This window comes from Duganella sp. P38 (genome assembly GCF_050859475.1).
GTDB lineage: Bacteria > Pseudomonadota > Gammaproteobacteria > Burkholderiales > Burkholderiaceae_D > Rugamonas.
Genome location: NZ_CP193936.1, coordinates 554,391 through 580,526 on the forward strand (window position 1 = coordinate 554,391; position 26,136 = coordinate 580,526).

A 26,136-nucleotide genomic window follows, 5' to 3' on the forward strand; every position below is an offset into this window, starting at 1 on the left:
TGCATGCAATGAAACAATAAAGGCTTCGAGGTTACGGAAGCCCGTCATGCTGTCACGCTCATTCAAATTATCGCTCCGCTTCATCCTGCCGCTGGCCATCCTGCTCAGCCTGTTCGCTTACATCGTCGTCCCGCTGATGGACAACCTGACCCTGCGCTGGTCGGTGCGCGACCTCGACAACCGCTCGCAGCTGCTGGCGTCGACGCTGCAACTGCCGCTGCGCGAATACGTGCAGGCCAACGACCGGGTACGCATCAAGCGCCTGTTCGACAGCGCGGTGCAGGACGAGCGCCTGTTTGCGCTGGGCTACTGCGACAGCAACGGCCAGTTGCGTTACCAGACCGCCAGCTACCCGGCCTCGCTGGGCTGCTGGAACGAACCGGCCGACGGCAGCAAGCGCCGCTCGCTGGTGCGCCTGCCGCGCGGCCCGGTGCATGTGGCTGAAACGCTGATCCAGGACGACGCCAACGTGCTTGGCCGCCTGATCCTGGTGCATGACATGAGCTTCATCGAGCGCCGCAGCGCCGAGACCACCAAGTACGTGCTGGGCTTCTTCGCCCTGCTGGCCGTCGCCATCTCGGCGCTGACGCTGGTGGTGTCGCACCTGAGCTGGCGCGGCTGGCTGGCCGGCGTGAAAGATGTGCTGCGCGGCCAACTGGGCCGCAGCGCCCGTGCGCCGAGCGCCGCCGCGTCGCCCGAAATGGACCCGCTGATCGGCGAACTGCGCGGCCTGCTGGAGGAATACCACGAGGAACGCCAGCGCAGCAGCGGCGAGTCCGGCGCGGCCGACTGGGCGCCGGAAAAACTCAAGTCGCTGCTGCAACAGGACCTGGCCGGCGATGAGGTGCTGGTGGTGTCCAACCGCGAACCGTATATTCACGACGCCGCGGCCGACGGCACCGTCCGCGTGCGCCGGCCGGCCAGCGGCCTGGTGACCGCCGTCGAGGCGGTGATGCGGGCCTGCTCCGGCACCTGGATCGCCCACGGCGCCGGCAGCGCCGACAAGGAAACCGTCGACCGCAACGACCACGTGCCGGTACCGCCGGACAATCCGCGCTACACGCTGCGCCGCGTCTGGCTGACCAAGCAGGAAGAGCAGGGCTACTACTACGGCTTCGCCAACGAAGGCCTGTGGCCGCTGTGCCACATCGCCCACGTGCGGCCGGTGTTCCGCAGCTCCGACTGGGCCGAATACGTCAAGGTCAACCGCCGCTTCGCCGACGCCGTGATCGCCGAGGCGCGCAGCGACAACCCGGTGGTGCTGGTGCAGGACTATCACTTCGCGCTGCTGCCGCGCATGGTGCGCGAGGCGCTGCCGAAGGCCACCATCATCACCTTCTGGCACATTCCGTGGCCGAACTCGGAATCGTTCGGCATTTGCCCATGGCGCGAAGAGATTCTCGACGGCATGCTGGGCAGCACCATCCTCGGCTTCCATACGCCGTTCCACCGCAAGAACTTCCTCGACACCGTGGACCGCTACCTGGAGACGCGCATCGAGCAGGAAGCCTCGACCATTTCCTACGGCGGCGAGCTGACGCAGGTGGAGGACTATCCGATTTCGATCGCCTGGCCGGACTACCCGGACATCGCCCCGGTGGAACAGTGCCACCGCGAGATCCGCGACTACCTCGGCGTGCCGCCGGACCACCTGCTGGCCTTTGGCGTCGACCGCCTCGACTACACCAAGGGCATCCTGGAGCGCTTCCAGGCGGTAGAACGGATGCTGCAACTGCACCCAGGCATGGTCGGCCATTTCAGCCTGGTGCAGATCGCCGCGCCTAGCCGCTCCGACCTGGAGGAGTACATGAGCTTTGAACAGCGCGTGCGCCAGCTGGCGGCCGCCATCAACGAGCGCTACGCCGGCGCCGGCGCGCCGCCGATCATCCTCAAGATCGAGCATCACGAACAGGAAGACCTGCAGCGCTATTTCCGCGCCAGCGAAGTGTGCATGGTGACCAGCCTGCACGACGGCATGAACCTGGTGGCCAAGGAATACCTTGCCGCCCGCGACGACGAGGGCGGCGCGCTGGTGCTGAGCCAGTTCACCGGCGCCGCGCGCGAACTGCACGAGGCGCTGATCATCAATCCTTACCACATCGAACAGGGCGCCGAAGCGCTGTACCGCGGCCTCACCATGCCGGTCAGCGAACAGCGCGAACGCATGCGCGCCATGCGCGACCGCGTGCGCCGCTTCAACGTCTACCGCTGGGCGGGCCACATGCTGCTGGACGCGGCGCGGCTGCGCAAGCGGGAAAAAGTCATGCAGAAGATCCGCGCCCATAGCCGCGGCGGCCTGCGGCGGGTGGGCTGACCATGAGCGCTTTCCCGTCCCGCGCCAGCCAGCCCGACGCCAGCCCTTCCAGCGCGTTCACGCTGCCGGACGACTGGCGCGACTGCGCGCTGTTCCTCGACTTCGACGGCACCCTGGTCGATCTGGCGCCGAGCCCGGAAGCGGTGGTGGTCGCCCTCGGCCTGACGCAGCTGCTGGCGGCGGTGGCCGCGCAGCTGGACGGCCGGCTGGCCATCGTCAGCGGCCGCCCGGTGGCGCAGATCGACGCCATGCTGGCGCCGCTGACGCTGGCGGCGGCCGGCGTCCACGGCGCCGAACGGCGCGACGCCAACGGCGTCTGGCACTACGCCAGCGCGCCGTCGCTGGACCCGGCCCTGCTGCATCTGCGGCCGCTGGTGGCGTCCCACGACGGCTTGCTGCTGGAAGAAAAACGCGGCGCGCTGGCGCTGCACTACCGGCTGGCGCCCGCGCTGGAGGCGGCCTGCATGCAGGCGATGCGCGCGGCGCAGGCGGCCTGTCCCGGCACCGTGCTGCTGCACGGGAAAATGGTGCTGGAGCTGAAGCCGGCCGGCATCGACAAGGGGGCGGTGCTGGCCGCGTTCCTGCAAGAGCCGCCATTCAAGGGCCACCGGCCGCTGTTCTTCGGCGACGACACCACCGATGAAGCGGCCATCATCTACGCCCAGCAAGTCGGCGGCATCGGCGTCAAGGTCGGCGCCGGCGCCAGCGCCGCCCATCACCGCGTGGCCGAGCCGCAGGCGCTGCATGCGCTGCTGGCGCAAGCCGCCATTCTGCAAGGAGATCTTTCATGACCGCCAATTCCGCCACCGCCCTGCCGTCCGAAGCCTCGCTCAACTGTGGCGTCATCGGCAACTGCTCGTACAACGCGCTGGTCGACCAGAGCGGCAGCATCGTCTGGTGCTGCCTGCCGCGCTTCGACGGCGACCCGGTGTTCAACGCGCTGCTCGACGATACGGAAAAAGGCGGTGTCTGGAGCATCGAGCTGGAAGACTGCGTCAAGACCGAGCAGTTCTACGATCCCAACACCGCCGTGCTGCGCACCCGCCTGACCGACGCGCGCGGCGCCGGCATCGAGATCAGCGACTTCGCGCCGCGCTTCACCAGCCGCGACCGCATGTTCCGGCCGCTGATGCTGATCCGCCGCATCCGCCTGCTCAACAGCGCGGTGCGCATCCGCGTCAAGCTGCGCCCGCGCTTCAACTGGGGCAGCGAGGCGCCGGTGGTCACGCGCGGCAGCCATCACATCCGCTACGTCGGCCAGGAACAGACGCTGCGCCTGAACACCGACGCCTCGCTCAGCCACCTGCTGTCCGAATCGTGGTTCCTGGTCAACGGCGGCCTGAACTTCACCCTCGGCCCCGATGAAACGCTGAACGACGGCATCGAGGATGTCTGCCGCCGCTTCGAGAAGGAAACCATCAACTACTGGCGCAACTGGAGCCGCCGCCTGGCGCTGCCGTATGAATGGCAGGACGTGGTGATACGCGCCGCCATCACCCTCAAGATGTCGCTGTACGAGGACACCGGCGCCATCATCGCCGCCATGACCACCAGCGTGCCGGAGGCGCCCGGCAGCGCGCGCAACTGGGACTACCGCTACTGCTGGCTGCGCGACGCCTTCTTCGTGGTGCGTGCGCTCAACAGCCTGTCCGAGGTCGGCACCATGGAGGAATACCTGCGCTGGCTGAGCAACATCGTGGCGCGTTCCAAGGGCGGCCATATCCAGCCGCTGTACGGCATCGGCCTGGAGGAACTGCTGCCGGAATCGACGGTCGACAACCTGCCCGGCTATCGCGGCCACCGCCCGGTGCGGGTCGGCAACCAGGCGCAGGAACACTTCCAGCACGATGTGTACGGCAATGTGGTGCTGGGCGCGGCGCAGGCCTTCCTCGACCACCGCCTGCTGAACCGCGCCGGCATCGCCGAATTCCGCCATCTGGAAGCGGTGGGCGAACAGGCGTTCCGCGTGCACGACCAGCCGGACGCCGGCATGTGGGAACTGCGCACGCGCGCGCGCGTCCATACCTCGTCGATGCTGATGAGCTGGGCCGCATGCGACCGCCTCGCCAAGATCGCGCTGACGCTGGGCCTGCCCGACCGCCACGATTACTGGCAGCAGCGCGCGGAACAGATCCGCGAGCCGCTGCTGCGCGACGCGTGGAGCGAGGAACGGCAGGCGTTTGCCGAAAGCTTGGGCGGACGCGACCTCGACGCCAGCGTGTTGCTGATGGCCGAGGTCAACATCATCGACCCGAAAGACCCGCGCTTTATCTCCACCGTCAAGGCGCTGGAGGAAACCCTGTGCGACGGCCCCTATATGCGCCGCTACGAGGCGCCGGACGACTTCGGCAAGCCGGAGACTGCCTTCAATATCTGCACCTTCTGGCGCATCGACGCGCTGGCGCGCATCGGCCGCAAGGATGAGGCGCGCGCCATCTTCGAAACCATGCTGAAAGCCCGCAACCATCTGGGCCTGCTGTCTGAAGACACCCATCCGGTGACCGGGGAAATGTGGGGCAACTTCCCGCAGACCTATTCGATGGTGGGGCTGATTAACTGCGCCATGCGGCTGTCGGTGCCGTGGGACAGCGTGGTATAGTCGGTCGCATGAAACCTTACCTGGCCTGTGGATTGATATTGGTGTTGCTGGGCGGCTGTGCCACGCAGCCGCCGGTGCGCACGGTGCAGGTGCTGGAGAATTCCGGCACCGAGTTCCCGGCCATGTGCATGCTGCTGCAGTCGGATGGCTCGCTGCTGTTCAAGGGCGGCTTTTTGTTCTACAACCCGAGCGCGTGGCGCCGCGACGCCGGCGACGGCGAGCTGCTGACCATCACGGTCGGCGGCAGCAAGCCGTTCCCGGAAGGGCCGGTTGCGGCCGGCCTGGTGCGTTCGGACGCCAGCCGGCGCGAGCTCACCTACCGCTTCGGGCCGTCGGCGCAGGCCATCGATTTCGCCGGCTTCTACTTCTATCGCGTGAACGCCTGCCAGGCTCAATAAATCTCGTCCGCGGCCTGGCGCACGGCCGTGGCTTCGATTTCAAACAGCATGCCGTCCAGCGCCAGTCGCGGCACGGGAATCAGCGTGCAGGCCGGCGCCGGGTGATCTCCCCACATGGCGCGCAGGGCCTTGCTGAACGTGGCCAGACGCTGCTCGCTGTGATCGACGATCAGCGCGGTTATCCTGGCGATGTCGGTATGCCGCACAGCGGCGGCATCGAGCGCGGTTTGCAGATTGCGCAGCGCCTGTGCCACTTGCTCCTCAAAATTGTCGGATAACTCGCCGGCCGCGTTCTCGCCGCCTTGCCCGGCGATGTAGATGATGCGCGCCGGCGTCTGCGCCACCACCACGTGGGTGTAGCCGTTGGGACGCGGGTCGTACAGACCAGTAGGGTTGATGAATTTCATGGTGTCCTTTGTGCAGTAAGTGTGCGGACACTATAAAATTTCAACTTAACTTGAGGTCAAGGATTTATGATTGCCAAAGAACTCGGCGTCGGCGAGCTGGCGGAGCGCTCCGGCGTTGCCGTCTCCGCGCTGCATTTTTACGAGGCCAAGGGCCTGATTCATTCAGTGCGCACTGGAGGCAACCAGCGCCGCTATGCACGCTCGGTGCTGCGGCGCCTGGCCGTGATCAAGGTCGCGCAACGCGTCGGACTGCCGCTGGCGGAAATCGCCAAGGCGCTGGATGCGCTGCCGTCCGGGCGCACGCCCACGGTCGCCGACTGGCGCCGCCTGTCGGCAGCGTGGAAGCGGGAACTGGAAGAACGGATCAAGACGCTGATCCAGTTGCGCGATCAACTCGACGGTTGCATCGGTTGTGGATGCCTGTCTTTGAAAGCCTGCCCGCTGCGTAATTCCGGCGACGAAATGGCGCAGCAAGGCGCAGGGCCGCATTTCAAGTCCTTGGGCCAGGATTCTTGAGCGATCTGATAAAGTCCGTCGTTCCCGCGCAGGCGGGAACCCATGCCGAGCGTGCTGCGTGCCGTCCATGGATTCCCGCCTGCGCGGGAATGACGGTGGCTGGCGGCTGCTACATATTGCGCCGGTACTGTCCGCCGACCTCGAACAGCGCGGTGGTGATCTGGCCGAGGGAGCAGACGCGGACGGCGTCCATCAGCTTTTCAAATACGTTGGCGTTGTCGATGGCGGCCTGCTGCAAGGCCGCCAGCGCCTGCGGCGCCTCGGCGGCGTGGCGCTGGTGGAAGTCCTCCAGCCGCGTGAGCTGCGATTGCTTCTCGTCGTCGGTGGAGCGAGCCAGTTCGATTTGCGCCGGCGCCGCCACGCCCTTCGGATTGCGGAAGGTGTTGACGCCGATGATGGGCAAGGTGCCGTCGTGCTTCTGGTGCTCGTACAGCATCGACTCTTCCTGGATCTTGCCGCGCTGGTAGCCGGTTTCCATCGCGCCCAGCACGCCGCCACGCTCGGCGATGCGCTCGAATTCCTGCAGTACCGCCTCTTCCACCAGGTCCGTCAGCTCGTCCATGATGAACGAGCCCTGGTTCGGATTCTCGTTCTTGGCCAGGCCCCATTCGCGGTTGATGATCAGCTGGATCGCCAGCGCGCGCCGCACCGATTCGTCGGTCGGCGTGGTGATGGCTTCATCGTAGGCGTTGGTGTGCAGCGAGTTGCAGTTGTCGTAGATGGCGATCAAGGCCTGCAAGGTGGTGCGGATGTCGTTGAAGTCGATTTCCTGCGCATGCAGCGAGCGGCCCGATGTCTGCACGTGGTACTTCAACTTTTGCGAACGGTCGTTGGCGCCGTATTTGTCGCGCATCGCCACGGCCCAGATGCGGCGGGCCACGCGGCCCAGCACCGTGTATTCCGGGTCCATGCCGTTGGAGAAGAAGAACGACAGGTTGGGCGCGAAGTCGTCGATGTGCATGCCGCGCGCCAGGTAGGCTTCCACGAACGTGAAGCCGTTCGACAGCGTGAAGGCCAGCTGCGAGATCGGGTTCGCGCCCGCTTCGGCGATGTGGTAGCCGGAGATCGATACCGAGTAGAAGTTGCGCACCTGATGGCGCACGAAGTATTCCTGGATGTCGCCCATCACCTTCAGCGAGAACTCGGTCGAGAAGATGCAGGTGTTCTGGCCCTGGTCTTCCTTCAGAATGTCCGCCTGCACGGTGCCGCGCACGTTTTGCAGCACCCAGGCCTTGATCTGGGCCGCTTCCGCGGCATTGGGCTGGCGCTGGTTCTCTTCGGCGAATTTGTCGACCTGCTGGTCGATGGCGGTGTTCATGAACATTGCCAGAATCGTCGGCGCCGGGCCGTTGATGGTCATCGACACCGAGGTGCTTGGGCTGCACAGGTTGAAACCGTCGTACAGCACCTTCATGTCGTCCAGCGTGGCGATGGAGACGCCCGAGTTGCCAACCTTGCCGTAGATGTCCGGGCGCAGCGCCGGATCGGCGCCGTACAGCGTGACCGAGTCGAACGCGGTGGACAGGCGCTTGGCGTCCATGCCGGTGGAGACGAGCTTGAAGCGGCGGTTGGTGCGGAAGGCGTCGCCTTCGCCGGCGAACATGCGGGTCGGGTCTTCGCCCTCGCGCTTGAACGGGAACACGCCGGCGGTGAAGGGGAAGGCGCCGGGCACGTTTTCCAGCATCAGGAAGCGCAGGATTTCGCCGTGGTCTTCGTAGCGGGGCAGCGCCACATTGCGGATGCGCGTGCCGGACAGCGTGTGCTGCACCAGGCGCGTGCGGATTTCCTTGTCGCGGATTTTAACCACGTAGTCGTCGCCCGAATAGGCGGCTTGCATCTCGGGCCATTGCGCCAGCAGTTTTTTGCGTCCGCGTCCATCCCGGCGTCGCGCTCGGCGATCAGGTCGTCGAAGTCGGCGGCTTTGTTGGCGACGGCCAGCATGCGTTTGGCCTCACTCAATTGCTGGCGTTCGCGCGCCAGCGTGACCTGCTTGCGCGTGTGGCGGTGGTAGCCGCGCACGGTGTCGGCGATCTCCGCGAGATAGCGCGCGCGGGCCGGCGGCACAATGACGTGCTTGCCGCTGGAGTGGCGGATATCGGTCGCCGCCAGCCTGGATGGCTGCGCGCGCAGGCCGAATTCGGCCAGCTTGGGCAGCAGCCCCTGATACAGCGCGGTCACGCCGTCGTCGTTGAAGCGCGAGGCCTGGGTGCCGTAGACCGGCATTTCTTCCGGACGTTTGCTCCACAGTTCGCGGTTGCGCTGGTACTGCTTGGCGACGTCGCGCAGCGCGTCCAGCGCGCCCTTGCGGTCAAACTTGTTGATGGCGATGAAGTCGGCGAAATCGAGCATGTCGATTTTTTCCAGCTGCGAGGCGGCGCCGAATTCCGGCGTCATCACGTACATCGATACGTCGACATGCGGCACGATGGCGGCGTCGCCCTGGCCGATGCCCGAGGTTTCGACAATCACCAGGTCGAAGCCGGCCACCTTGCAGGCGGCGATAACGTCGGGCAGCGCCTGCGAAATCTCTGAGCCGGCTTCGCGGGTGGCCAGTGAGCGCATGAACACGCGCGACTGCCCGGCCCACGGGTTGATGGCATTCATGCGGATACGGTCGCCCAGCAGGGCGCCGCCGGATTTGCGGCGCGATGGGTCGATCGAGATGACCGCGATGTTCAATGCGTCGGCCTGGTCGAGGCGGATGCGGCGTATCAGCTCATCGGTCAGCGAGGATTTGCCTGCGCCGCCGGTGCCGGTGATGCCGAGCGTCGGCGCCGGCAGGTCTGCGGCGGCGGCCAGCAGTTCGGCGCGCAGCGCTGGTGCGGCCTTTTCGTTTTCCAGTGCGGTGATCAGTTGCGCCAGCGGCCGGTGGCGCGCGGCGACGTCCGCGCCTTCGCGCAGCGGCGCCAGCGAAGCAGGCGAGTATTGCGACAGGTCGATGTCGCATTGCTGCACCATCCACTGGATCATGCCGACCAGGCCCATGCGCTGGCCGTCCTCGGGGCTGAAGATTTTGGTGACGCCGTAAGCGTGCAGCTCGTCGATTTCGTGCGGGACGATGACGCCGCCGCCGCCGCCAAACACCTTGATGTGGGCGCCGCCGCGCTGGCGCAGCAGGTCGATCATGTATTTGAAGTATTCAACGTGGCCGCCCTGGTAGCTGGAGATGGCGATGCCTTGCACGTCTTCCGCCAGCGCGGCGGTGACCACTTCGTCCACCGAGCGGTTGTGGCCGAGGTGGATGACTTCCACGCCGTTCGATTGGAGGATGCGGCGCATGATGTTGATCGAGGCGTCGTGGCCGTCGAACAAAGAGGCGGCGGTGACGAAGCGGATTTTGTTCGCCATGCGCGGCGGCTGGTCAGCGATGGCCGCGACTTTCGGCGTCGAGAGATCGTTCATTGGTGTCCCTAATATTTTTTGATTAATTTTAACGCTAATTCATTCGTCGTCCCCGCGCAGGCGGGGACCCATGGAGCACATGCTCAGCATCGGCCCCCGCCTGCGCGACGGGTCAGGCCGCGCGTTTCTGTTCGAATTGCGCCAGAAGTCGCGCTTTATTGGTGCGGAAGGCGGCAACGGCAGCTTCCTTGACGTGGCCGAAGCCACGCACCTGCTCCGGCAACGAAGCCAGTTCCACCGCAACCGCGTGGTTATCCGCGTTCAGCTTGTCGACCAGCGCCGTCACCAGCTCGCGGTATTCGGCAATCAGCGCGCGCTCCATCTTGCGCTCCGCGGTGTGGCCGAAAACGTCGAACATGCCGCCGCGCAGCCCCTTGAATTTCGCCAGCAGCTTGAAAGCGCCCCACATCCACGAACCGAATTCCGCTTTCACCAGGTGGCCGCTGGCGTCCTTCCTGGCAAACAGCGGCGGCGCCAGATTGAACTTCACGCTGAAGTCACCCTCGAACTGCTGCTTGAGCTGTTCGACGAAGCGGCCGTCGGTGTACAGGCGCGCCACTTCGTATTCATCCTTGTAGGCCATTAGCTTGAAGTAGTACCTGGCGACTGCGGTGGAGAGCTTGTTGTTCAGGCCCAGTGCCGTCTCGCGTGCGCGCACCTGGGCCACCAGTTCCGAATAGGTGCTGGCGTAGGCGGCGTTCTGGTAGGCGGTGAGGAACTCCATGCGCCGGGCGACGATGCTGTCCAGGCTTTGCGGCATTTGCAGCACTATCGGCTGCGCCGGCGTGGCGGTGCGCTCCACGCGTTTCAGGTCGACGGCCGCGCGGCGGCCCCACAGGAAGCTCTTCTTGTTGGCGCCCACGGCCACCCCATTCAGTTCGATGGCGCGCAGCAGCGATTCCTCTGCCAGCGGAATGCGGCCGCGCTGCCAGGCGTAGCCCAGCATGAACAGGTTGGCGGCGATCGAGTCGCCCATCAGTGCGGTGGCCAGCCTGGTGGCGTCGATGAAGTCGGCCGCGCCGGCGCCGACCGATTCTTCGATCAGCGCGCGCACGTCGGCGGCCGGGTACTGCCAGTCGGCGTTTTGCGCAAAAGTGCCGGGCGGCTGCTCGTGCAGGTTGACGATGGCCAGCGTGCGGCCGGGACGCATCTTCGACACCGCATCGGCGGCGCCGGCGGTCAGCATGTCGCAGCCGAGGATGACGTCCGCCTCGCCGGTGGCGATGCGCTGCGCGCGCAGGTGCGACGGCGAGCGCGCGATTTTCACGTGCGAAGTGACCGAACCGTTCTTCTGCGACATGCCGGTCATGTCCAGCACCGATGCGCCTTTGCCTTCGATGTGCGCGGCCATGCCCATCAGCGCGCCGACGGTGATGACGCCGGTGCCGCCAATGCCGTTGATCAGGATGTTGTAAGGCTGATCGCACGCCGGCAGCACCGGCGACGGCAGCGCGTCCCATCCGTCATCGCTCTGCGTGGCGCCTGCCTTGGATTTTTTCAGCGCGCCGCCTTCCACCGTGACGAAGCTTGGGCAGAAGCCTTTCACGCACGAGTAGTCCTTGTTGCAGGACGATTGATCGATGGTGCGCTTGCGGCCGAACTCCGTTTCCTTGGGCAGGATCGAGACGCAGTTCGACTGGATGCCGCAGTCGCCGCAGCCTTCGCATACGGCTTCGTTGATGACCATGCGCCTGGCGATGTCCGGATAGGCGCCGGTCTTGCGGCGGCGTCGTTTTTCGGCGGCGCAGGTCTGGTCGTAGATCAGCACCGATACGCCGGCGATGTCGCGCAGCTCGCGCTGCACCGCGTCCATGTCCTTGCGGTCGTGCAGCGTGACGCTGGCGGGCAGCGCGCTGCGGTCGCTGTAGCGCGACAGGTCCTCTGTCACCAGCGCGATGCGCCCGACGCCTTCCGCCGCCATCTGCTGCGCAATCATCGGCACCGAGGTCTGGCCGTCCACCGGCTGGCCGCCGGTCATGGCCACCGCGTCGTTGTAGAGAATCTTGTAGGTGATGTTGACGCGCGCCGCCACCGCCGCGCGTATCGCCAGGTAGCCGGAGTGGAAGTAGGTGCCGTCGCCCAGATTCTGGAACACGTGCGGCACTTTCGAGAATGCGGCCTGGCCGATCCACGGCGCGCCTTCGCCGCCCATGTGCGTAGTCAGCTTGTTGTACTCCGGGTAGATCGAGGTGGCCATGACGTGGCAGCCGATGCCGGCCAGCGCGAACGAGCCGTCCGGCACCTTGGTCGAGGTGTTGTGCGGGCATCCGGAGCAGTAGAAGGCCGGGCGGAAGGGCGTGTTGATGGCCTTCTTCAGCACCGCGTCCTTGGCGTCGAGGAAGGTCAGGCGCGCCTTGATCTCGTCCTGGATACGGGCGTCGCTGATGTAGCGCGCCACGCGGCTGGCGATCACGCGCGCCACTTGCGACACCGAGAAGTCGGCCTTCGGCGGCAGCAGCCATTCGCCGCGCGGGGCCACCCATTCACCCTTGTCGTCGAATTTGCCGATCACGCGCGGGCGCACGTCGTCGCGCCAGTTGTACAGCTGCTCCTTCAACTGATATTCGACGAACTGGCGCTTCTCTTCCACCACCAGGATTTCGTCGAGGCCTTGCGCGAACTCGCGCACGCTGTCCGGTTCCAGCGGCCATGGCATCGCCACCTTGAACAGGCGCAGGCCGACCTTGGCTGCCATCGCCTCATCGATGCCCAGTTCTTCCAGCGCTTCCAGCACGTCCAGGTAGGATTTGCCGGAGGCGATGATGCCCAGCCTGGCGTCGGGCGCATCGATGGTGGTGTGATTGAGCTTGTTTTCGCGCGCGTAGGCCAGCGCCGCGTAGATTTTATAGTCCTGCATCAGCGCTTCCTGATTGCGCGCCTGCTGGCCCAGCGGCACCGACGACAGGCGGGCATTCAGGCCGCCGGGCGGCATGACGAAGTCCTTCGGTATCCTGGTCTCGACGCGGAACGGATCGGCGTCGATGGAGGCCGACGATTCCACCGTGTCGGCCAGCGCCTTGAAGGCCACCGCGCAGCCGGAGAAGCGCGACATGGCCCAGCCATGGATGCCGAGGTCCAGGTATTCCTGCACATTGCATGGGTAGAGCACCGGCACCATGCAGGCCGAGAAGATGTGGTCCGACTGGTGCGGCAGCGTGGAAGAATAGGCGCCGTGGTCGTCGCCGGCCACCAGCAACACGCCGCCGTGCTGCGACGTGCCGGCGTGGTTCATGTGTTTGAAGACGTCGCCGCAGCGGTCGACGCCGGGGCCTTTGCCGTACCACATGGCGAACACGCCGTCGTACTTCGATTCGCCGATCAGGTCTACCTGCTGCGATCCCCACACCGCCGTCGCCGCCAGGTCCTCGTTCACGCCCGGCACGAACTGCACATTGTGCGCTTCCAGGTGCGGCTTGGCCTTCCACAGGTTTTCATCGAGGCCGCCGAGCGGCGAACCGCGATAGCCGGAGATGAAGCCGGCGGTGTTCAGACCGGCGGTCTTGTCGCGCACGTGCTGCATCATCGGCAGGCGCACCAGCGCCTGTATGCCGGACAGGAAAATTTTGCCGTTGGTGCAAGTGTACTTATCGTCAAGGCTCACGGACGTGAGCGCGCTGGTGCCGTCTGGCATGGTGGTGTCTCCGTTTTTGTCATTGGATCGCGCTCGAACTGGAGGATGCCGGGTGGGCGGACCAGGCTCAAGCCGTCATGCCGCGTGGTGCGCGGCTTGCTCTCAGTATGGGCGCGAGTTGACGTAGTACGGAAATACCGATTCCCGATGGGGGTATAAGAGAAACTTATAGCGTGGTGGCGCCCGGCCACGCGCCGTCGGCGCACAGGCGGTGACTTACCTGCCGCACCAGCTTGCTGATGGCGGCGGCGGCATTGGTGGGCGGAATGTTGCGGGACGAGCACAGCACCACCGTGCGCGTGATCGACGGGCTGTGGATGGGCTGGGCGCGCAGGCTACCCCGATGCAATTCGTCCAGGACAGGCGCAGTTGGCAGGATGGTGGCGCCCATGTCCGCCAGCAAGGCGGACTTAAGGATGGCGATGGAGTTGATTTCGATCACATTGCTGACGCCCAGACCGGCCGCGCGCGCCACGCTTTCGATGCGCGGGCGCACGCCGTGTTGCAGCCCTGGCAGAATCAGTGTGGCCCGTAGAGCATCCTGTAGCGTGAGTGAATGCTCACCTTTTGCGTAATCGGCGTCCGCGTGCGAGATGAAATGCAGCTCTTCCTCGGCCAGTGGCACCGTGTCGAACTGGCTCAACTGGCCGTCGTCGAACAGCACGGCAAGGTTGACCCGCCCGGACTTGAGCTGGTCTGCCAGATTGCCGGTGAGTTCCTCGGTCAGCTGCAAAATGATCTCCGGATACTGTGCGCGGCTGGCCTTCAGCAACGGCAGCGCCAGCGCGCCGGAGATGCTGTGAGGCAATCCCAGCGTCACGCTGCCGCTGGGCCGTTCGGCCGATTGCGCCACCGCCGAGCGCGCGTCCGCCACCTGCTTGAGGATGGCTTGCGCGTGCTCGTAGAAGACCTTGCCGGCGTCCGTGCTGAGCACGCCCTGCGCCGTCCGGTGCAATAGCTGGACGCCCAGATCGTCCTCCAGCTGGCGTAATTGCTGGGTTAGCGCCGGTTGGGCGACATGCAGGATCAAGGCTGCGCGCGACAGCGAGCCGTGGTCGACGATAGCAACAAAATAACGTAACTGGCGTAGTTCCATGTAAATTTAAATCCCGGTGGGAAACGTTTTGTTATACTGGATGCACGACGGAATAGCGTCCCGCTTCTATTTTGATGGGTATTCGTATGTTAAAGAAAGTCGATTCTTCCCAGCTTAAAGTAGGCATGTACATCCATGACCTCAGCTGCGACTGGATGACGCACCCGTTTATCCGCAATCGTTTCCTGCTGTCCAGCCAGGACGAGATCCGCAAGATCATCAACGCCGGCATTCACGACGTTGTCATAGACAGCGCGCGCGGACTCGATATCGAGGATGCGCCGACGCTGGCCGAGGCGCAAGAGGCCACCGAGCGCGAAATCGTCGAAATCGCCGCCAAGGCGCCGGTGCAGACCCGTGTTTCGCTGGGCGAGGAAATGCAGCGCGCGGTGCAGATCCGCCACCAGGCGTCGACGCTGGTGCGCAGTGTGATGCAGGACGCGCGCCTCGGCAAGGCGATCGAACTCGATCAGGTGCAGCCGGTGGTGCAGAACATTACCGAGTCGATCCTGCGCAATCCGGGCGCGCTGGTCGGCCTGCTGCGCATCAAGAACAAGGATGATTACACCTTTTTGCACTCGGTGAGCGTCTGCACGCTGCTGGTGGCGTTCTGCCGCTCGCGCGGCATGGCCGCCGACATCACCCATCAAGCCGGCCTGGGCGGTTTGCTGCACGATACCGGCAAGGCGCTGGTGCCCGATCACATCCTCAACAAACCCGGTCCGCTGACCGACGAGGAATTCGCCATTGTGCGCAAGCACCCGGAAGATGGCTACAAGATCCTGAAGCAATCCCCGGAGATCGGCGCTATTCCGCTGGACATCACGCTGCACCACCACGAACGCCGCGACGGTAGCGGTTATCCCGGCAAGCTGGCCAATGAAGATATCAGCGAAATGGCGCAGATGGCGGCCATTGTGGACGTCTACGACGCGATTACGGCCGATCGCTGCTACCACAAGGGGATGTCGGCGGCGGCCGCACTGCGCAAGATCTATGAGTGGAGCAAATTCCACTTCAATCCCCAGTACGCGCAGGAATTCATGCGCTGCGTAGGCATTTATCCGGTAGGCACCATGGTGTTGCTGGAGTCCGGCCGGCTGGGCGTGGTGGTGGAGCCGCACGAAACCAATTTGCTGGCGCCCAAGGTCAACGTGTTCTTCCATACCAAGAACAACGTCTACATCAAGCCGGAAACGGTGGATTTGTCGCGCGGGCTGGGGTTTGGCGGCGGCGACAAGATCGTCGGCCATGAATCGCCGGCCAAGTGGAACGTCGACCCGATGCGCTTCCTCAGCCTAGCCTAGAAGAATTCGGCGGTATCGTTGGATTCGATGGTTTGCAGCAGGCCGCCGCTGACCAGCTCGTCGTAGTGGCAGACCAGGTTGCGGCCATGGCTCTTGGCGTAATACAGCGCCTGGTCGGCGTGGCCGAGGATGATCACCGGCGCTTCGAGCGCGCTGATGCTGACAAAACCCACGCTCACCGTCACCTTGCCCACTTGCGGGAAATCATGCGCGGCCACGTTCATGCGGAAGCGTTCGATGATTTTCTTGGCGTTGTCCAGCGTTGCCGAGCGCAGCAGGACGACGAATTCCTCGCCGCCGAAACGGAACACGCGGTCCTGCGCGCGGAACGACGAGGTGAGCAGGTTGGCGATCAGGATCAGCACCTCATCGCCGTATAAATGGCCGAACCTGTCGTTAACATGCTTGAAATGGTCGACATCTACCACGGCCAGCCATTGCTTTTCCTCGTCGCCGTGGGCCCGGCGCTCAGACTCGCCCGGCAGCGTGATGGCGTCCTGCTCGGTGCTGGCGGCCAGCATCTTGGACAGCTGGTCGTCGAAAGTCTTGCGGTTGAGCAAGCCGGTCAGCGAATCGCGCTCGCTGTAGTCCAGCAGATTCTGGAAATTGCGGTAGACGCTGACGATGCCGCCGATGACGTGGATGGTTTCCTTGGTGTACGGCGTCGGATGGACGATTTCCAGGCAGGTGTCGGCCTTGTCGCCCAGCCAGATGGGCAGCCAGAGCGTGTGCTCGTCGGCTTCGTTGGCGATATCGGCGCTTGACTCGTGGCGGGCGATGCACTGCGCCAGCGCCGGGAAACGCTCGATCGGATCGCCCGGATGCTGCTGGTCGGACGTGTCGACCATTTGCGCGGGCTCGCCGGCGCGGATGATGGCGCGCGGACGCACAAAGACCTTCCCCCTGACGGTGGCCAGCGTCAACACACGGACCTGGCTGGCGCGGGCAAGCTCCTGCACCGCAGAAATCACCGAGATGTCGAGCATCGTGTGATCGCGGTGACCGGTCATGTCCACCATGTGTTTCAGTAGGGAATCCATTTGCCTTTCCAAAAAACAGCTGGTCAGCATAATAGCTTTTTGCAATTGAGGCAATTCATGTGGATTAAAAAAACTTACATTGCCTGAGAATGCGACCTTTTTCCGACATTCGTCTTCATCATAGACTAAAAAAGATTCCGCAAGGAAAACTTGCGTATCGTCAACTCCGGTTTATTTGCAGTCCGTATAGTGGAACGCAATGGCGCGGCGCTGTGCGCCAGAGGCTTTTTATGGACTAACCCAAGGAGTACGACATGAACTCGCTGATTGCACTTGCCAAGGAGTTTGCGCGTGACGAAGACGGTATCACGGCCATCGAGTACGGCCTGATCGCCGCCACCATGGTAACCGCCGTGGTGGCCGCCTTCGGCCTGCTGACGCCGGCGCTGCGTGATGCCTTCCAGGAAATCGTTGCCCGCATGGCCAATCCGTAAGCACCCAGGGCTTTCCGGTCGCAGCCAGGCTGGAAAGCCTTTTCGCGGAGCGTGCTGATGCTGAACGCCATCGAGGTGATCCTGATTTGCCTGGTTGCACAGGCGGCGCTGACCGACCTGGCCATGCGCAAGATTCCCAATGTCCTGATACTGAGCGGCCTGTTGCTGGCGCTGCTGCTGCATCTGCTGGCCGGACCGGCGTGGGCGCCGCTGACGCAGTGGCTGGCCGGCGCCGTGGCCGGTTTTTTGTTGTTCCTGCCGCTGTATCTCGCTGCGCGGCATGGCTGCCGGCGACGTCAAATTGATGGCGATGGTCGGCGGTTTTACCGGCGCCGGCGCGGCGCTGAAGATCGCCGTGCTGTCCTACCTGATCGGCGGCCTCATGGGGCTGGCGATGTTGCTGCTCAGCGGCCGCTGGCGGCAGGGCGCGCGCAACCTGGCGCTGCTGTGCAAGCCTTTGCTGCTGCGCCTGCTTGGCGTGCCGCTGCTGCCGGTGCCGTTGCCGCCCTCGGCCAGTGCCGGCGGCATGCCTTATGGCGTGGCGGTGGCGCTCGGCACCATCGCTTATGTCGCCTGGATGCATCACTGAACGGAGCTTGCTGCACGTCAAGGTCAGCAGCGCGGGGCTGGCTAGACTTGATTCCACGCCGAAATTAATTGCCTAGCGGAGATTACGATGCTTGCCCTGGAACCGCCATCCCCCTACACCCAGCTGCTGGACGCCGAGCCGGAGTCGCTATTGCCGCCGCAGCCGAAATCGGTGCGCGACACCGGCCTGGCGCAGCAGTTGATCGTCGAGCTGATCGCCAAGGCGCTGTACCTGGGCGGCAAGAGCCACCTGCCGGTGCTGACCAGCAAGCTGCATCTGTCGATCAACGTGCTGCGCGAGGTGCTCGACTTCATGGTGGCGGAACAGGTGGCGGAGGTGGCGTGGCGCGGCGATTCCGACATCGACGTCCAGTATCAGCTGACCGGCGCAGGCAAGCAGCGCGCCAGCGCCTGGCTGGAACGCTGCCCTTATGCCGGGCCGGCGCCGGTGACGCTGGAAGCCTGGCGCGCGATGGTCGAGCGCCAGGCCGCGCAGGCGCCGCAGCCGGGCGCCGATGAACTGGCGGCCGAGTTTTGCGACGACTTTCTGGCGCCGCAGGTGCAGCGCCTGCTGGGCGCGGCCATGCACGCGGGCCGCAGCATGCTGCTGTACGGGCCATCCGGCAGCGGCAAGTCGCAGCTGGCGCGGCGCCTGGGCGCGCTGCTGCCAGGGCTGGTGGCGGTGCCGCATGCGCTGGTGGTGGGGCAGGACATTGTGCAGGTATACGACGCGGCGCTGCATCGCGCGCCGTCGCCGCGCCAGGCGCGCCTGGTGCAGCCGTCACCGGAACGGCGCAGCGGCGATCCGCGCTGGGTGCTGTGCCAGCGTCCCGTGGTGGCGCTGGATGGCGCGCTGGATGCGGCAATGCTGGACTTGCAGCACGACGCGGCCAGCGGCTGTTACCGCGCGCCGCCGCAGCTGAAGGCCAACAATGGCCTGCTAATCATCGATGACCTGGGCCGCCAGCGGATGCCGGCCACCGAGCTGCTGAACCGTTTCGCGCAGTCGCAGGAGGCCGGGCGCAGCGTGCTGTCGCTGGGCGGCAGCTATCACTTCCACGTGCCATGCCGTCTGCGGCTGGTGTTCGTTACCAGCCTGGCGCCGGCGGCGCTGCTGGACGAGGCGGCGTTGCGCCGCGTCGGCTACAAGATTCCAGTCGGCGCCTTGAGCGCGGCCAGCTACCGCACGCTGTTCCGCCAGCAGTGCCTGAGCATGGGCGTGGCGTTCGACGACGCGGCGCTGCGCTATTTGCTGGATGAGCTGCACGCCGGCAGCGGATTGCCGCTGCTGGCCTGCTATCCGCGCGAAATTCTTGGCCGGGTGGCCGATTTTGCCGGCTACATGGGCGAGCCGGCGCGCCTGTCGGCGGCGACGCTGGATCAGGCCTGGATCAGCATGTTCGCCGGTGCCGGCGGGGCCACGCCCGGCGATTGCGTGGAGCCGCGGCTAGCATGAAGAACCGGCGCGCACTGCTGATGATGGCGCTGGCCATCGTATTCGGGCTGACGGCGGTGGCGCTGGCCTCGCGCTGGCTGCTGCGGCAGACGCCGGGCGCGTCGAACAAGATCGTGGTGGCGGCGACTGACGTGAGCCTGGGCCAGCGCCTGACGCCGGAGATGCTCAAGCAGCTCGACTGGCCGGCAGACAGCCTGCCGCGCGGGGCGCTGAAAGACAGCGGCAAGCTGGTTGGACGCGTGCTGAAAAACAGCGTGTTGCGCGACGAGCCGCTGAGCGAGGCAAAGCTGGCGCCGGCCGGCACGCTGGGCGGATTGTCGGCGCTGATCGCCGAGGGCAAGCGCGCCATCACCGTGCGCGTCAACGATGTGGTGGGCGTGGCGGGGTTCGCGCTGCCGGGTAATTTCGTCGACATCATCGTCAATACGCAGGCCAATGATCGCGCGATTTCCAAGATTGTGCTGGAACGGATACTGGTGCTGGCGGTGGCGCAGGAAGTCGGGCGCGATGAAACCAAGCCACGCGTGGTCAATGCGGTGACGCTGGAGGTGACGCCGGGGCAGGCCGAGAATCTGGACCTGGCGCGCAGCGTCGGCACGCTGTCGCTGGTGTTGCGCAACCAGGTCGATCCGCGTCCCGGCACCACCGACGGCGCCACCAAGGGAACGCTGCTAGGCGCGCATGAGGCGCCCGTCGCGCCGCCGCCGGCCATGCCGCCCGCGGCCAGTGCCGCGCCGGTCGCCGCGCGCCATCGGGTGCAGGTGGCTACCTCCGCGCCGCGCGCCCGTTCCTGTATCGGCGTTATCGCGGGCGTGCAGCGCTCGCAGGAATGCCTGTGAGCGCGCCATGGCCACCCGCCTCCACGCATGGGCGCTCTGCGCCGCGCTGACGCTGGCCGCACCGCTGCACGCTGGCGCACCGGCCGCAGGGGAAGCGGGCGGCGGCATGTTGCGATGCACCGGCCAGGCGGCGCAGCCGGGCAGCTTGCAGCTGCAACTCGGTAAATCGACGCTGATGCGCATGCCGGAAGCGGTGCAGGCGCGCAGCGTCGGCAATCCCGCCGTGCTGCAAGCCATGCTGGTGGCGCCAGACACGCTGTATCTGGTGGGCGCCGACATCGGCACCAGCAACATGATCGTGCAAGGCCGCAGCGGCTTGTGCAACGTGGTGGAGGTGGTGGTGGGCATCGACCCCGGCGCGCTGCAGCAAGCGCTGGCCAAACTGATGCCGGAGCAGAAAAACATCCACGTCAGCGCCGCCGCCGACACGCTGGTCATCAGCGGAGTCGTTGACGACGTGCCCACCGCCGCGCGCGTGCTGGAACTGGCCACCGCCTTCGTGCGGCGTCCGGCCAAGGCGCTGGCCACGGACGACGACAAGCGCGAAAACACCGCGAGTTCATCGGCGGCGCAAGCCGGTCCCCGCATCGTCAACTTCCTCAATATCGGCGCGCCGCAGCAGGTCATGCTGGAAGTGAAAATCGCCGAGGTGTCGAAGTCGCTGCTGGACAAGCTGGAAGCCAATGTCTCGCTCAACTTCGGCGGCGGCAGCTGGGCCACGGCATTGAACACCAGCTTTGTCAGCGAAACGCTGAAAGGCCTGTTGAAAATCGGCACGCGCGGCGCTATCTCCGCCGACAAGAAGGATGCACTGGTGCGCATGCTGGCCGAACCCACGGTCATGGCGATCAGCGGCCAGGAAGGCAGCTTCCTCGCCGGCGGCCGCATCCTGGTGCCGGTCGCGCAGGACAACAACAAGATCACGCTGGACGAAAAGGAGTTTGGCGTCGGCCTGCGCTTCACGCCGACCGTGCTGGCCGGCGGCCGCATCAACCTGCGCGTGGCGCCGGAAGTCTCGGAGATATCGCGCGAAGGCATCGGCATCTCTGCCGCCGGCGTGTCCGGCGCCTCGGTGCTGCCGCTGTTCACCACGCGCCGCGCCAGCACCACGGTAGAACTATATGACGGCCAAAGCTTCGCCATCGGAGGCCTGATCAAGAACAGCCAGACCACCAACATCCACGGCCTGCCCATTCTCGGCGAGGTGCCGGTGCTGGGTGCACTGTTCCGCAGCACGGACTTCCAGCAGGACCGCACCGAACTGCTGTTTGTCGTCACGCCGCATCTGGTGCAGCCGCTACCGGCCAACTACAAGCTGCCCACCGACAGCGTCACCACGCCAGGCCGCGCCAGGCTATTCCTCGGCGGCCGCATGGAAGGTGCGCCGGAACCGCCTATCAAGGAGTGATGATGCGTTACCTATTGATTCCGCTGGCCGCCATCGTATCCGCCTGCGCCGCCACCACGCCGATGCTCGACAGCCGCTTTGGCCTCGATACGCGCATGGCGCTGGCGCAGCAGATCGCCAATCCCGGCGCGCGCCGCAACCCTGACCCGGTGGCCGGCATGGATGGCCGCAGCGCGCACGCGGCCTACCAACGCTATCAGAAAGCGGCCGGCGAAACGCAGCAAGCGCCGTCCCTGATGAAAGGCGATGCCAAATGAGGTCGCTCATGATCAGCAAGGACAGCCTGCTGCACGCGGAGATCGCCGCGCAGGGATCGGCGCGCATGCCGGCGGTGCAGCTGGTGGCCTCGCGCGACGGCCTGCGCGACGCGGTCGAACGCCCATTGCCGGAAATGCCGGAACTGGTGGTGCTGGACGCCAGCGGCGTCGCCGCTGAAGAGGGCGAGCTGCTTGAGCGCCTGAGCAAGCAATATCCATCCGCGACCTTCATGCTGCTGACGCGTGATCCCCAGCAGGACTTGCTGATCCGCGCCATGCGCGCCGGCATGCGTGAAGTGCTGCCGCTGCCACTGGTGCACCGCGCCTTCCACGAGGCGATGGACCGGATCGAGGTGGCGGCCGGATTGAGTCCGGTCCGCGAAGGCAAGGTGTTGGCCTTCATCTCCTGCAAGGGCGGCAGCGGCGCCACCTTCCTGTCGACCAACTTCGGCTACGCGCTGGCCGCGCTGGCGGACAAGAAGGTGCTGCTGATCGACCTGCATGGCCAGTTCGGCGACGCCACGCTGTACGTGTCCGACCAGAAGCCGGCGATGACGCTGTCCGACATCTGCGCGCAGATCAGCCGCATGGATGGCGCCTTCCTCGCTTCCTGCCTGGTGCACGTGGCCTCCAACTTCGGCGTGCTGGCGGCGGCGGACGATCCCAATCGCACGGTCGACATGAAGCCGGAGCATATGGACGCCATCCTGCGCGTCGCCCGCCAGCACTACGACTTTGTGGTGCTCGACGTCGGCCGCCAGATTGACGCCATTTCGCTGCGCGCGCTGGACCAGGCGGACACCATCTACCCGGTGCTGCAACTGGCGCTGCCCGATATCCGCGACGGCCGCCGCCTGCTGGACATCTTCCGTTCGCTCGGCTATCCGAACGAGCGCACGTGTCTGATCGTCAACCGTTACGAAAAGGGCGGCAAGCTGCGGCTGACGGACCTGGAGCAGGCGCTGGGGGCGGATGTGTTGCACACGGTGCCCAACGATTATCTGTCGGCCACCGATTCGGTCAACCAGGGCATACCGGTGTTGCAGCTGTCGCGCAGCAGTGCGGTCGCGCGCAGCCTGGCGGAGCTGGTGGAACTGGTGGCGGCGCGCCGCGTCGCCGAGAGCAAGGGACTGTTCGACCGTATCTTTGGCCGCAATGAGGGAGGATGATGATGAGCTTACGCGAACGCCTGTCGCATGCCGGGGATGGACGTGGCGCCAGCGGTCCGCCGGGACTGGCGGCGGCGGCCTATCTGGAACTGAAAAAGAGCATGCACCAGACCATCCTCGACCGCATCGACCTTGAGCGCCTCAAGCGCCTGACGCCGGAGCAGTTCAAGCACGAGCTGGCGCTGCTGGTCCAGCGCATCATCGAGGACGAACGCATCGTGCTCAATCAGCATGAGCGGCACAATCTGGTGCTGGACATCCAGCACGAAATGCTGGGCTTCGGTCCGCTGGAGCCGCTGCTGGCCGATCCCGGCGTCTCGGACATACTGGTCAACACCGCCTCCATGGTCTACGTCGAGCGCGCGGGCAGGCTGGAACTGACCGACACCACGTTCAACGACAACGCGCACCTGATGAAGATCATCGAGAAGATCGTGTCGCGCGTTGGCCGGCGCGTGGACGAGTCCAGCCCGATGGTCGATGCGCGCCTGCCGGACGGCTCGCGCGTCAACGCCATCATCCCGCCGCTGGCGATCGATGGGCCGATCCTGTCGATCCGCCGCTTCGCGGTCAACCCGCTCAGTATCGACAACCTGCTGTCCTACCGCAGCCTGACGCCGCCGATGGTGGAGGTGCTGAAGGCGCTGGGCCAGGCCAAGGTCAATATCCTGATCTCCGGCGGCACCGGTTCCGGCAAGACCACCATGCTGAACGTGCTGTCCGGCTTTATCCCTTCGCATGAACGCATCGTCACCATCGAGGATGCGGCCGAGCTGGCGCTGCGCCAGCCGCATGTGGTGCGGCTGGAGACGCGGCCGCCGAATATCGAAGGCAAGGGCGAGGTCAATCAGCGCTCGCTGGTGCGCAATGCGCTGCGCATGCGGCCGGACCGCATTATCCTTGGCGAGGTGCGCGGGCCGGAGGCGCTGGACATGCTGCAAGCGATGAACACCGGCCACGAAGGCTCGCTGGCCACCATCCATTCCAACACGCCGCGCGATGCCTTGTCGCGGCTGGAGAACATGGTCGGCATGGCGGGCGTGAACCTGACGCCGCGCGCCACGCGGCAGCAGATCTGTTCTGCCGTCACGGTGGTGATGCAGGTGTCGCGGCTGACCGATGGCACGCGCAAGCTGGTCAGCCTGCAGGAAGTCACCGGCATGGAAGGCGACGTCATTGCCATGCACGAGATTTTCCGCTTCGAGCAGAAAGGCGTCGATCCGCAGGGCAAGGTGCAGGGACAGTTCTACGCCACCGGCGTGCGCCCGCGCTTTGCCGATCGCTTGCGCATGTTCGGCGTGGCGGTGCCGGACTCAGTGTTCGACCCGGACAAGATCTACGAGTAAGCAGCATGGACGGCATCTTTACCGCCTTTGCCGTGTTTCTGTTCGCGGCCGTGATCCTGATGATAGAAGGCGCCTGGCTGTGGTGGTCCGGCGCGCACGGCGGCGCGGCGCGGCGCATCTCGCGACGCCTGCGCATGATGGCCGCCAGCGGCGCGGATGGCGCGGAACGGGTGGACATTCTGAAGCGCCGCAGCTACAGCAGCCATCCGGCGCTCGACAGGCTCTTGCGCCGCTTCGCCCAGTTGGCGGCGCTGGACGGCCTGTTGCTGCAGGCCGGCGTGCGCTGGTCGGTGGCGCGCTTCCTCGGCGCCTCGCTGGCGGCGCTGGGCGCCGGGCTGGCATTGCCGCAAATGGCGAATATGCCTGCGCTGCCGGCCTTGGGCCTGCTGGCGCTGGCGGCGGCCTCGCCATGGCTGCTGTTGATGCGGATACGCGGCGCACGCCTGCGCAAGCTGGAAGAACAGCTGCCGGAAGCTGCCGATTTTCTCGGCCGCGCGCTGCGTGCCGGCCACTCCTTCGCCAACGTCATGCAGATGGTGGGCGAGGAAATGCCCGAACCCATCGCCGGCGAATTCAAGTTCGCCTACGAAGAGATCAACTACGGCGTGCCGATGAACGAAGCCTTGCACAACCTTGCGCTGCGTGTGCCGTTGACGGACTTGCGCTACCTGGTTATCGCAGTACTGATACAGCGCGAATCCGGCGGAAACCTGGCCGAGGTGTTCGGCAATATCAGCCGCCTGATACGCGCGCGTTTGAAGTTGCTGTCGCAGGTGCGGGTGATGTCGGCCGAAGGGCGCATGTCCGCCTGGGTGCTTTGTCTGCTGCCGCTCGGCGTGCTGGCGCTGATTTCGCTGGCCAATCCGGATTACGTGCGCGTGCTGTGGACGGACCCCATCGGCATCCGGCTGATGTGGTATGCGCTGGCCGTGGCGCTGGGAGGCGTGCTGTGGATGCGCAGGCTGATACGGATTCGCGTCTGAACGGGGGACGATATGGGCACATCGCAGATCATCTTCCTGGCCATCGTGTTTCTGGTGGCGGCGGGCGTCGCCGTGGCGGCATTGCTGGTGTTCTCGCCGGTGGCGCTGCGCGAGCGCCTGAACGAGGTGGTGGAGCCAAGCGAAGCGGAGCCCGATCCCGTCAGCAGCGGATGGGTGGAAAAAGTGGCGCATGCGGCGCAGCCGTTTTCACGCCTTTCGCTGCCGGAAGAGGGCTGGGAAAGGTCGCCGCTGCGCACGCGCTTCATGAACGCCGGCTGGCGCAGCGCTTCGGCGCCGTCGCTGTACTTCGCCGCCAAGACGCTGCTGGCGCTTGGCCTGCCCGCCATCGTCGCGCTATTCGGCGCCTTCGCGCTGAACGCGCCGCAGAAAGGCTTTATGTACCTGTTGCTGATGATGGCCGGCATCGGCTACTACATCCCCAACGCGGTGCTGGCGCGCAGGGCGAACGGCCGTTGCCGCGAGATCTTCGAGAATTTTCCGGACGCGCTGGATTTGCTGACCGTCTGCGTCGAGGCGGGCCTGAGCCTGGAACGCGCGCTGGCCAAGGTGGCTGGCGAAATCCACATCAAGAGCATGGCGCTGGCGCAGGAGCTGCAACTGGCGCTGATGGAAATGCGCGCTGGCTTCAGCAAGGAGCGCGCGCTGCGCAACCTTGCCTTGCGCAGCGGCGTGGAAGACGTGGACACCCTGGTGGCGATGCTGATCCAGTCGGAACGCTTCGGCACCAGCATGGGCGATTCGCTGCGCATCCATTCCGACAACTTGCGCAGCAAGCGCAGCGTACTGGCGGAGGAGGCGGCCGCAAAGATCGCGCTCAAGCTGCTGTTCCCGCTGATTTTCTGTATTTTCCCGACGCTGATGCTGGTGCTGATTGGCCCCGCCGGCATACAGATCTACCGCATGATGCACGCTCACTAGGAGACCA

General features: G+C 65.4%; 20 protein-coding genes and 2 pseudogenes. 17 read left to right on the forward strand and 5 right to left on the reverse strand.

Going from position 1 to position 26,136, the window contains the following annotated elements; genetic code table 11:
- Positions 1–46 precede the first annotated feature (46 nt).
- Genes ACRQ5J_RS02540 through ACRQ5J_RS02555 form a run of 4 tightly spaced genes read left to right on the forward strand, consistent with a single transcriptional unit; the run spans position 47 to position 5,311 of the window.
- Complete coding sequence (locus ACRQ5J_RS02540; protein WP_432381010.1) at positions 47–2,314, forward strand: alpha,alpha-trehalose-phosphate synthase (UDP-forming); 2,268 nt, start codon at positions 47–49, stop codon at positions 2,312–2,314.
- A gap of 2 nt (positions 2,315–2,316) precedes the next feature.
- On the forward strand, positions 2,317–3,105 hold the full coding sequence (gene otsB, locus ACRQ5J_RS02545; protein WP_432381011.1) for a trehalose-phosphatase: 789 nt from the start codon (positions 2,317–2,319) through the stop codon (positions 3,103–3,105).
- Positions 3,102–4,913 carry a glycoside hydrolase family 15 protein gene (locus ACRQ5J_RS02550; protein ID WP_432381012.1) on the forward strand — a complete coding sequence of 604 codons (1,812 nt, stop codon included), beginning with the start codon at positions 3,102–3,104 and terminating at the stop codon, positions 4,911–4,913. Before otsB ends, ACRQ5J_RS02550 begins: the two co-directional genes overlap by 4 nt.
- An 8-nt stretch (positions 4,914–4,921) precedes the next feature.
- Positions 4,922–5,311 carry a hypothetical protein gene (locus tag ACRQ5J_RS02555; RefSeq protein WP_432381013.1) on the forward strand — a complete coding sequence of 130 codons (390 nt, stop codon included), beginning with the start codon at positions 4,922–4,924 and terminating at the stop codon, positions 5,309–5,311.
- Here ACRQ5J_RS02555 and ACRQ5J_RS02560 read toward each other — a convergent pair.
- Positions 5,305–5,718 (reverse strand): RidA family protein, encoded by a 414-nt coding sequence (locus ACRQ5J_RS02560; protein WP_432381014.1) that lies wholly within the window; start codon positions 5,716–5,718, stop codon positions 5,305–5,307. The genes ACRQ5J_RS02555 and ACRQ5J_RS02560 overlap by 7 nt on opposite strands.
- Before the next feature lie 66 nt (positions 5,719–5,784).
- Between ACRQ5J_RS02560 and soxR the strand changes: the two genes are divergently transcribed.
- Complete coding sequence (gene soxR, locus ACRQ5J_RS02565; protein WP_432381015.1) at positions 5,785–6,234, forward strand: redox-sensitive transcriptional activator SoxR; 450 nt, start codon at positions 5,785–5,787, stop codon at positions 6,232–6,234.
- A gap of 109 nt (positions 6,235–6,343) precedes the next feature.
- Here the strand turns inward: soxR and icmF are convergent.
- The 3 genes and pseudogenes from icmF to ACRQ5J_RS02580 form a co-directional block, all read right to left on the reverse strand.
- Positions 6,344–9,636 (reverse strand): annotated as a pseudogene (gene icmF / locus ACRQ5J_RS02570) (fused isobutyryl-CoA mutase/GTPase IcmF).
- 112 nt (positions 9,637–9,748) lie between these two features.
- Positions 9,749–13,267, reverse strand: coding sequence for an indolepyruvate ferredoxin oxidoreductase family protein (locus ACRQ5J_RS02575; RefSeq protein WP_432381016.1), 3,519 nt, complete (start codon positions 13,265–13,267; stop codon positions 9,749–9,751).
- A 166-nt stretch (positions 13,268–13,433) separates the two neighbouring features.
- A complete protein-coding gene (locus ACRQ5J_RS02580; protein WP_432381017.1) occupies positions 13,434–14,363 on the reverse strand; it encodes a LysR substrate-binding domain-containing protein in 930 nt (309 codons plus the stop codon).
- Positions 14,364–14,449: 86 nt separating this feature from the next.
- On the opposite strand from ACRQ5J_RS02580, the gene ACRQ5J_RS02585 reads away from it, so the two are divergent.
- The gene (locus ACRQ5J_RS02585; protein ID WP_432381018.1) at positions 14,450–15,670 is read left to right on the forward strand and encodes an HD-GYP domain-containing protein; all 1,221 of its coding nucleotides are present in this window, start codon (positions 14,450–14,452) and stop codon (positions 15,668–15,670) included.
- Here ACRQ5J_RS02585 and ACRQ5J_RS02590 read toward each other — a convergent pair.
- Positions 15,667–16,710: a GGDEF domain-containing protein gene (locus tag ACRQ5J_RS02590; RefSeq protein ID WP_432381019.1), complete on the reverse strand. Its 1,044-nt coding sequence runs from the start codon at positions 16,708–16,710 to the stop codon at positions 15,667–15,669. The two genes, ACRQ5J_RS02585 and ACRQ5J_RS02590, sit on opposite strands and share 4 nt — an antisense overlap.
- Before the next feature lie 254 nt (positions 16,711–16,964).
- Here ACRQ5J_RS02590 and ACRQ5J_RS02595 point away from each other — a divergent pair, with 254 nt between their 5' ends.
- The 11 genes and pseudogenes from ACRQ5J_RS02595 (at position 16,965) to ACRQ5J_RS02645 (ending at position 26,129) form a co-directional block, all read left to right on the forward strand.
- Entirely contained in the window at positions 16,965–17,144 is a 180-nt protein-coding gene (locus ACRQ5J_RS02595; RefSeq protein ID WP_432381020.1) for a Flp family type IVb pilin, read from the forward strand.
- A gap of 123 nt (positions 17,145–17,267) precedes the next feature.
- Positions 17,268–17,360: pseudogene (locus ACRQ5J_RS02600) on the forward strand (A24 family peptidase); the annotation flags it as partial.
- 64 nt (positions 17,361–17,424) lie between these two features.
- Positions 17,425–17,733: a hypothetical protein gene (locus ACRQ5J_RS02605; protein ID WP_432383729.1), complete on the forward strand. Its 309-nt coding sequence runs from the start codon at positions 17,425–17,427 to the stop codon at positions 17,731–17,733.
- 87 nt (positions 17,734–17,820) lie between these two features.
- Positions 17,821–19,188: an ATP-binding protein gene (locus tag ACRQ5J_RS02610; protein WP_432381021.1), complete on the forward strand. Its 1,368-nt coding sequence runs from the start codon at positions 17,821–17,823 to the stop codon at positions 19,186–19,188.
- Positions 19,185–20,027 carry a Flp pilus assembly protein CpaB gene (cpaB, locus tag ACRQ5J_RS02615; RefSeq protein ID WP_432381022.1) on the forward strand — a complete coding sequence of 281 codons (843 nt, stop codon included), beginning with the start codon at positions 19,185–19,187 and terminating at the stop codon, positions 20,025–20,027. Before ACRQ5J_RS02610 ends, cpaB begins: the two co-directional genes overlap by 4 nt.
- A 7-nt stretch (positions 20,028–20,034) precedes the next feature.
- Positions 20,035–21,435: a type II and III secretion system protein family protein gene (locus ACRQ5J_RS02620; RefSeq protein ID WP_432381023.1), complete on the forward strand. Its 1,401-nt coding sequence runs from the start codon at positions 20,035–20,037 to the stop codon at positions 21,433–21,435.
- 2 nt (positions 21,436–21,437) lie between these two features.
- Positions 21,438–21,692: a hypothetical protein gene (locus ACRQ5J_RS02625; RefSeq protein ID WP_432381024.1), complete on the forward strand. Its 255-nt coding sequence runs from the start codon at positions 21,438–21,440 to the stop codon at positions 21,690–21,692.
- The gene (locus ACRQ5J_RS02630) at positions 21,689–22,861 is read left to right on the forward strand and encodes an AAA family ATPase (protein WP_432381025.1); all 1,173 of its coding nucleotides are present in this window, start codon (positions 21,689–21,691) and stop codon (positions 22,859–22,861) included. The genes ACRQ5J_RS02625 and ACRQ5J_RS02630 overlap by 4 nt, the downstream gene beginning before the upstream one ends.
- Before the next feature lie 2 nt (positions 22,862–22,863).
- Positions 22,864–24,207, forward strand: coding sequence for a CpaF family protein (locus tag ACRQ5J_RS02635; RefSeq protein ID WP_432381026.1), 1,344 nt, complete (start codon positions 22,864–22,866; stop codon positions 24,205–24,207).
- A 5-nt stretch (positions 24,208–24,212) separates the two neighbouring features.
- Positions 24,213–25,190 carry a type II secretion system F family protein gene (locus tag ACRQ5J_RS02640; RefSeq protein WP_432381027.1) on the forward strand — a complete coding sequence of 326 codons (978 nt, stop codon included), beginning with the start codon at positions 24,213–24,215 and terminating at the stop codon, positions 25,188–25,190.
- Between the two features lie 12 nt (positions 25,191–25,202).
- Positions 25,203–26,129 (forward strand): type II secretion system F family protein, encoded by a 927-nt coding sequence (locus ACRQ5J_RS02645; RefSeq protein WP_432381028.1) that lies wholly within the window; start codon positions 25,203–25,205, stop codon positions 26,127–26,129.
- Positions 26,130–26,136 lie beyond the last annotated feature (7 nt).

Bases quoted from the DNA above. Each gene is read 5' to 3' on its own strand.
- ACRQ5J_RS02540 (WP_432381010.1), top strand. From the start codon at position 47: ATGCTGTCACGCTCATTCAAATTATCGCTCCGCTTCATCCTGCCGCTG.
- otsB (WP_432381011.1), top strand. From the start codon at position 2,317: ATGAGCGCTTTCCCGTCCCGCGCCAGCCAGCCCGACGCCAGCCCTTCC.
- ACRQ5J_RS02550 (WP_432381012.1), top strand. From the start codon at position 3,102: ATGACCGCCAATTCCGCCACCGCCCTGCCGTCCGAAGCCTCGCTCAAC.
- ACRQ5J_RS02555 (WP_432381013.1), top strand. From the start codon at position 4,922: ATGAAACCTTACCTGGCCTGTGGATTGATATTGGTGTTGCTGGGCGGC.
- ACRQ5J_RS02560 (WP_432381014.1), bottom strand. From the start codon at position 5,718: ATGAAATTCATCAACCCTACTGGTCTGTACGACCCGCGTCCCAACGGC.
- soxR (WP_432381015.1), top strand. From the start codon at position 5,785: ATGATTGCCAAAGAACTCGGCGTCGGCGAGCTGGCGGAGCGCTCCGGC.
- ACRQ5J_RS02575 (WP_432381016.1), bottom strand. From the start codon at position 13,267: ATGCCAGACGGCACCAGCGCGCTCACGTCCGTGAGCCTTGACGATAAG.
- ACRQ5J_RS02580 (WP_432381017.1), bottom strand. From the start codon at position 14,363: ATGGAACTACGCCAGTTACGTTATTTTGTTGCTATCGTCGACCACGGC.
- ACRQ5J_RS02585 (WP_432381018.1), top strand. From the start codon at position 14,450: ATGTTAAAGAAAGTCGATTCTTCCCAGCTTAAAGTAGGCATGTACATC.
- ACRQ5J_RS02590 (WP_432381019.1), bottom strand. From the start codon at position 16,710: ATGGATTCCCTACTGAAACACATGGTGGACATGACCGGTCACCGCGAT.
- ACRQ5J_RS02595 (WP_432381020.1), top strand. From the start codon at position 16,965: ATGAACTCGCTGATTGCACTTGCCAAGGAGTTTGCGCGTGACGAAGAC.
- ACRQ5J_RS02605 (WP_432383729.1), top strand. From the start codon at position 17,425: ATGGCTGCCGGCGACGTCAAATTGATGGCGATGGTCGGCGGTTTTACC.
- ACRQ5J_RS02610 (WP_432381021.1), top strand. From the start codon at position 17,821: ATGCTTGCCCTGGAACCGCCATCCCCCTACACCCAGCTGCTGGACGCC.
- cpaB (WP_432381022.1), top strand. From the start codon at position 19,185: ATGAAGAACCGGCGCGCACTGCTGATGATGGCGCTGGCCATCGTATTC.
- ACRQ5J_RS02620 (WP_432381023.1), top strand. From the start codon at position 20,035: ATGGCCACCCGCCTCCACGCATGGGCGCTCTGCGCCGCGCTGACGCTG.
- ACRQ5J_RS02625 (WP_432381024.1), top strand. From the start codon at position 21,438: ATGCGTTACCTATTGATTCCGCTGGCCGCCATCGTATCCGCCTGCGCC.
- ACRQ5J_RS02630 (WP_432381025.1), top strand. From the start codon at position 21,689: ATGAGGTCGCTCATGATCAGCAAGGACAGCCTGCTGCACGCGGAGATC.
- ACRQ5J_RS02635 (WP_432381026.1), top strand. From the start codon at position 22,864: ATGAGCTTACGCGAACGCCTGTCGCATGCCGGGGATGGACGTGGCGCC.
- ACRQ5J_RS02640 (WP_432381027.1), top strand. From the start codon at position 24,213: ATGGACGGCATCTTTACCGCCTTTGCCGTGTTTCTGTTCGCGGCCGTG.
- ACRQ5J_RS02645 (WP_432381028.1), top strand. From the start codon at position 25,203: ATGGGCACATCGCAGATCATCTTCCTGGCCATCGTGTTTCTGGTGGCG.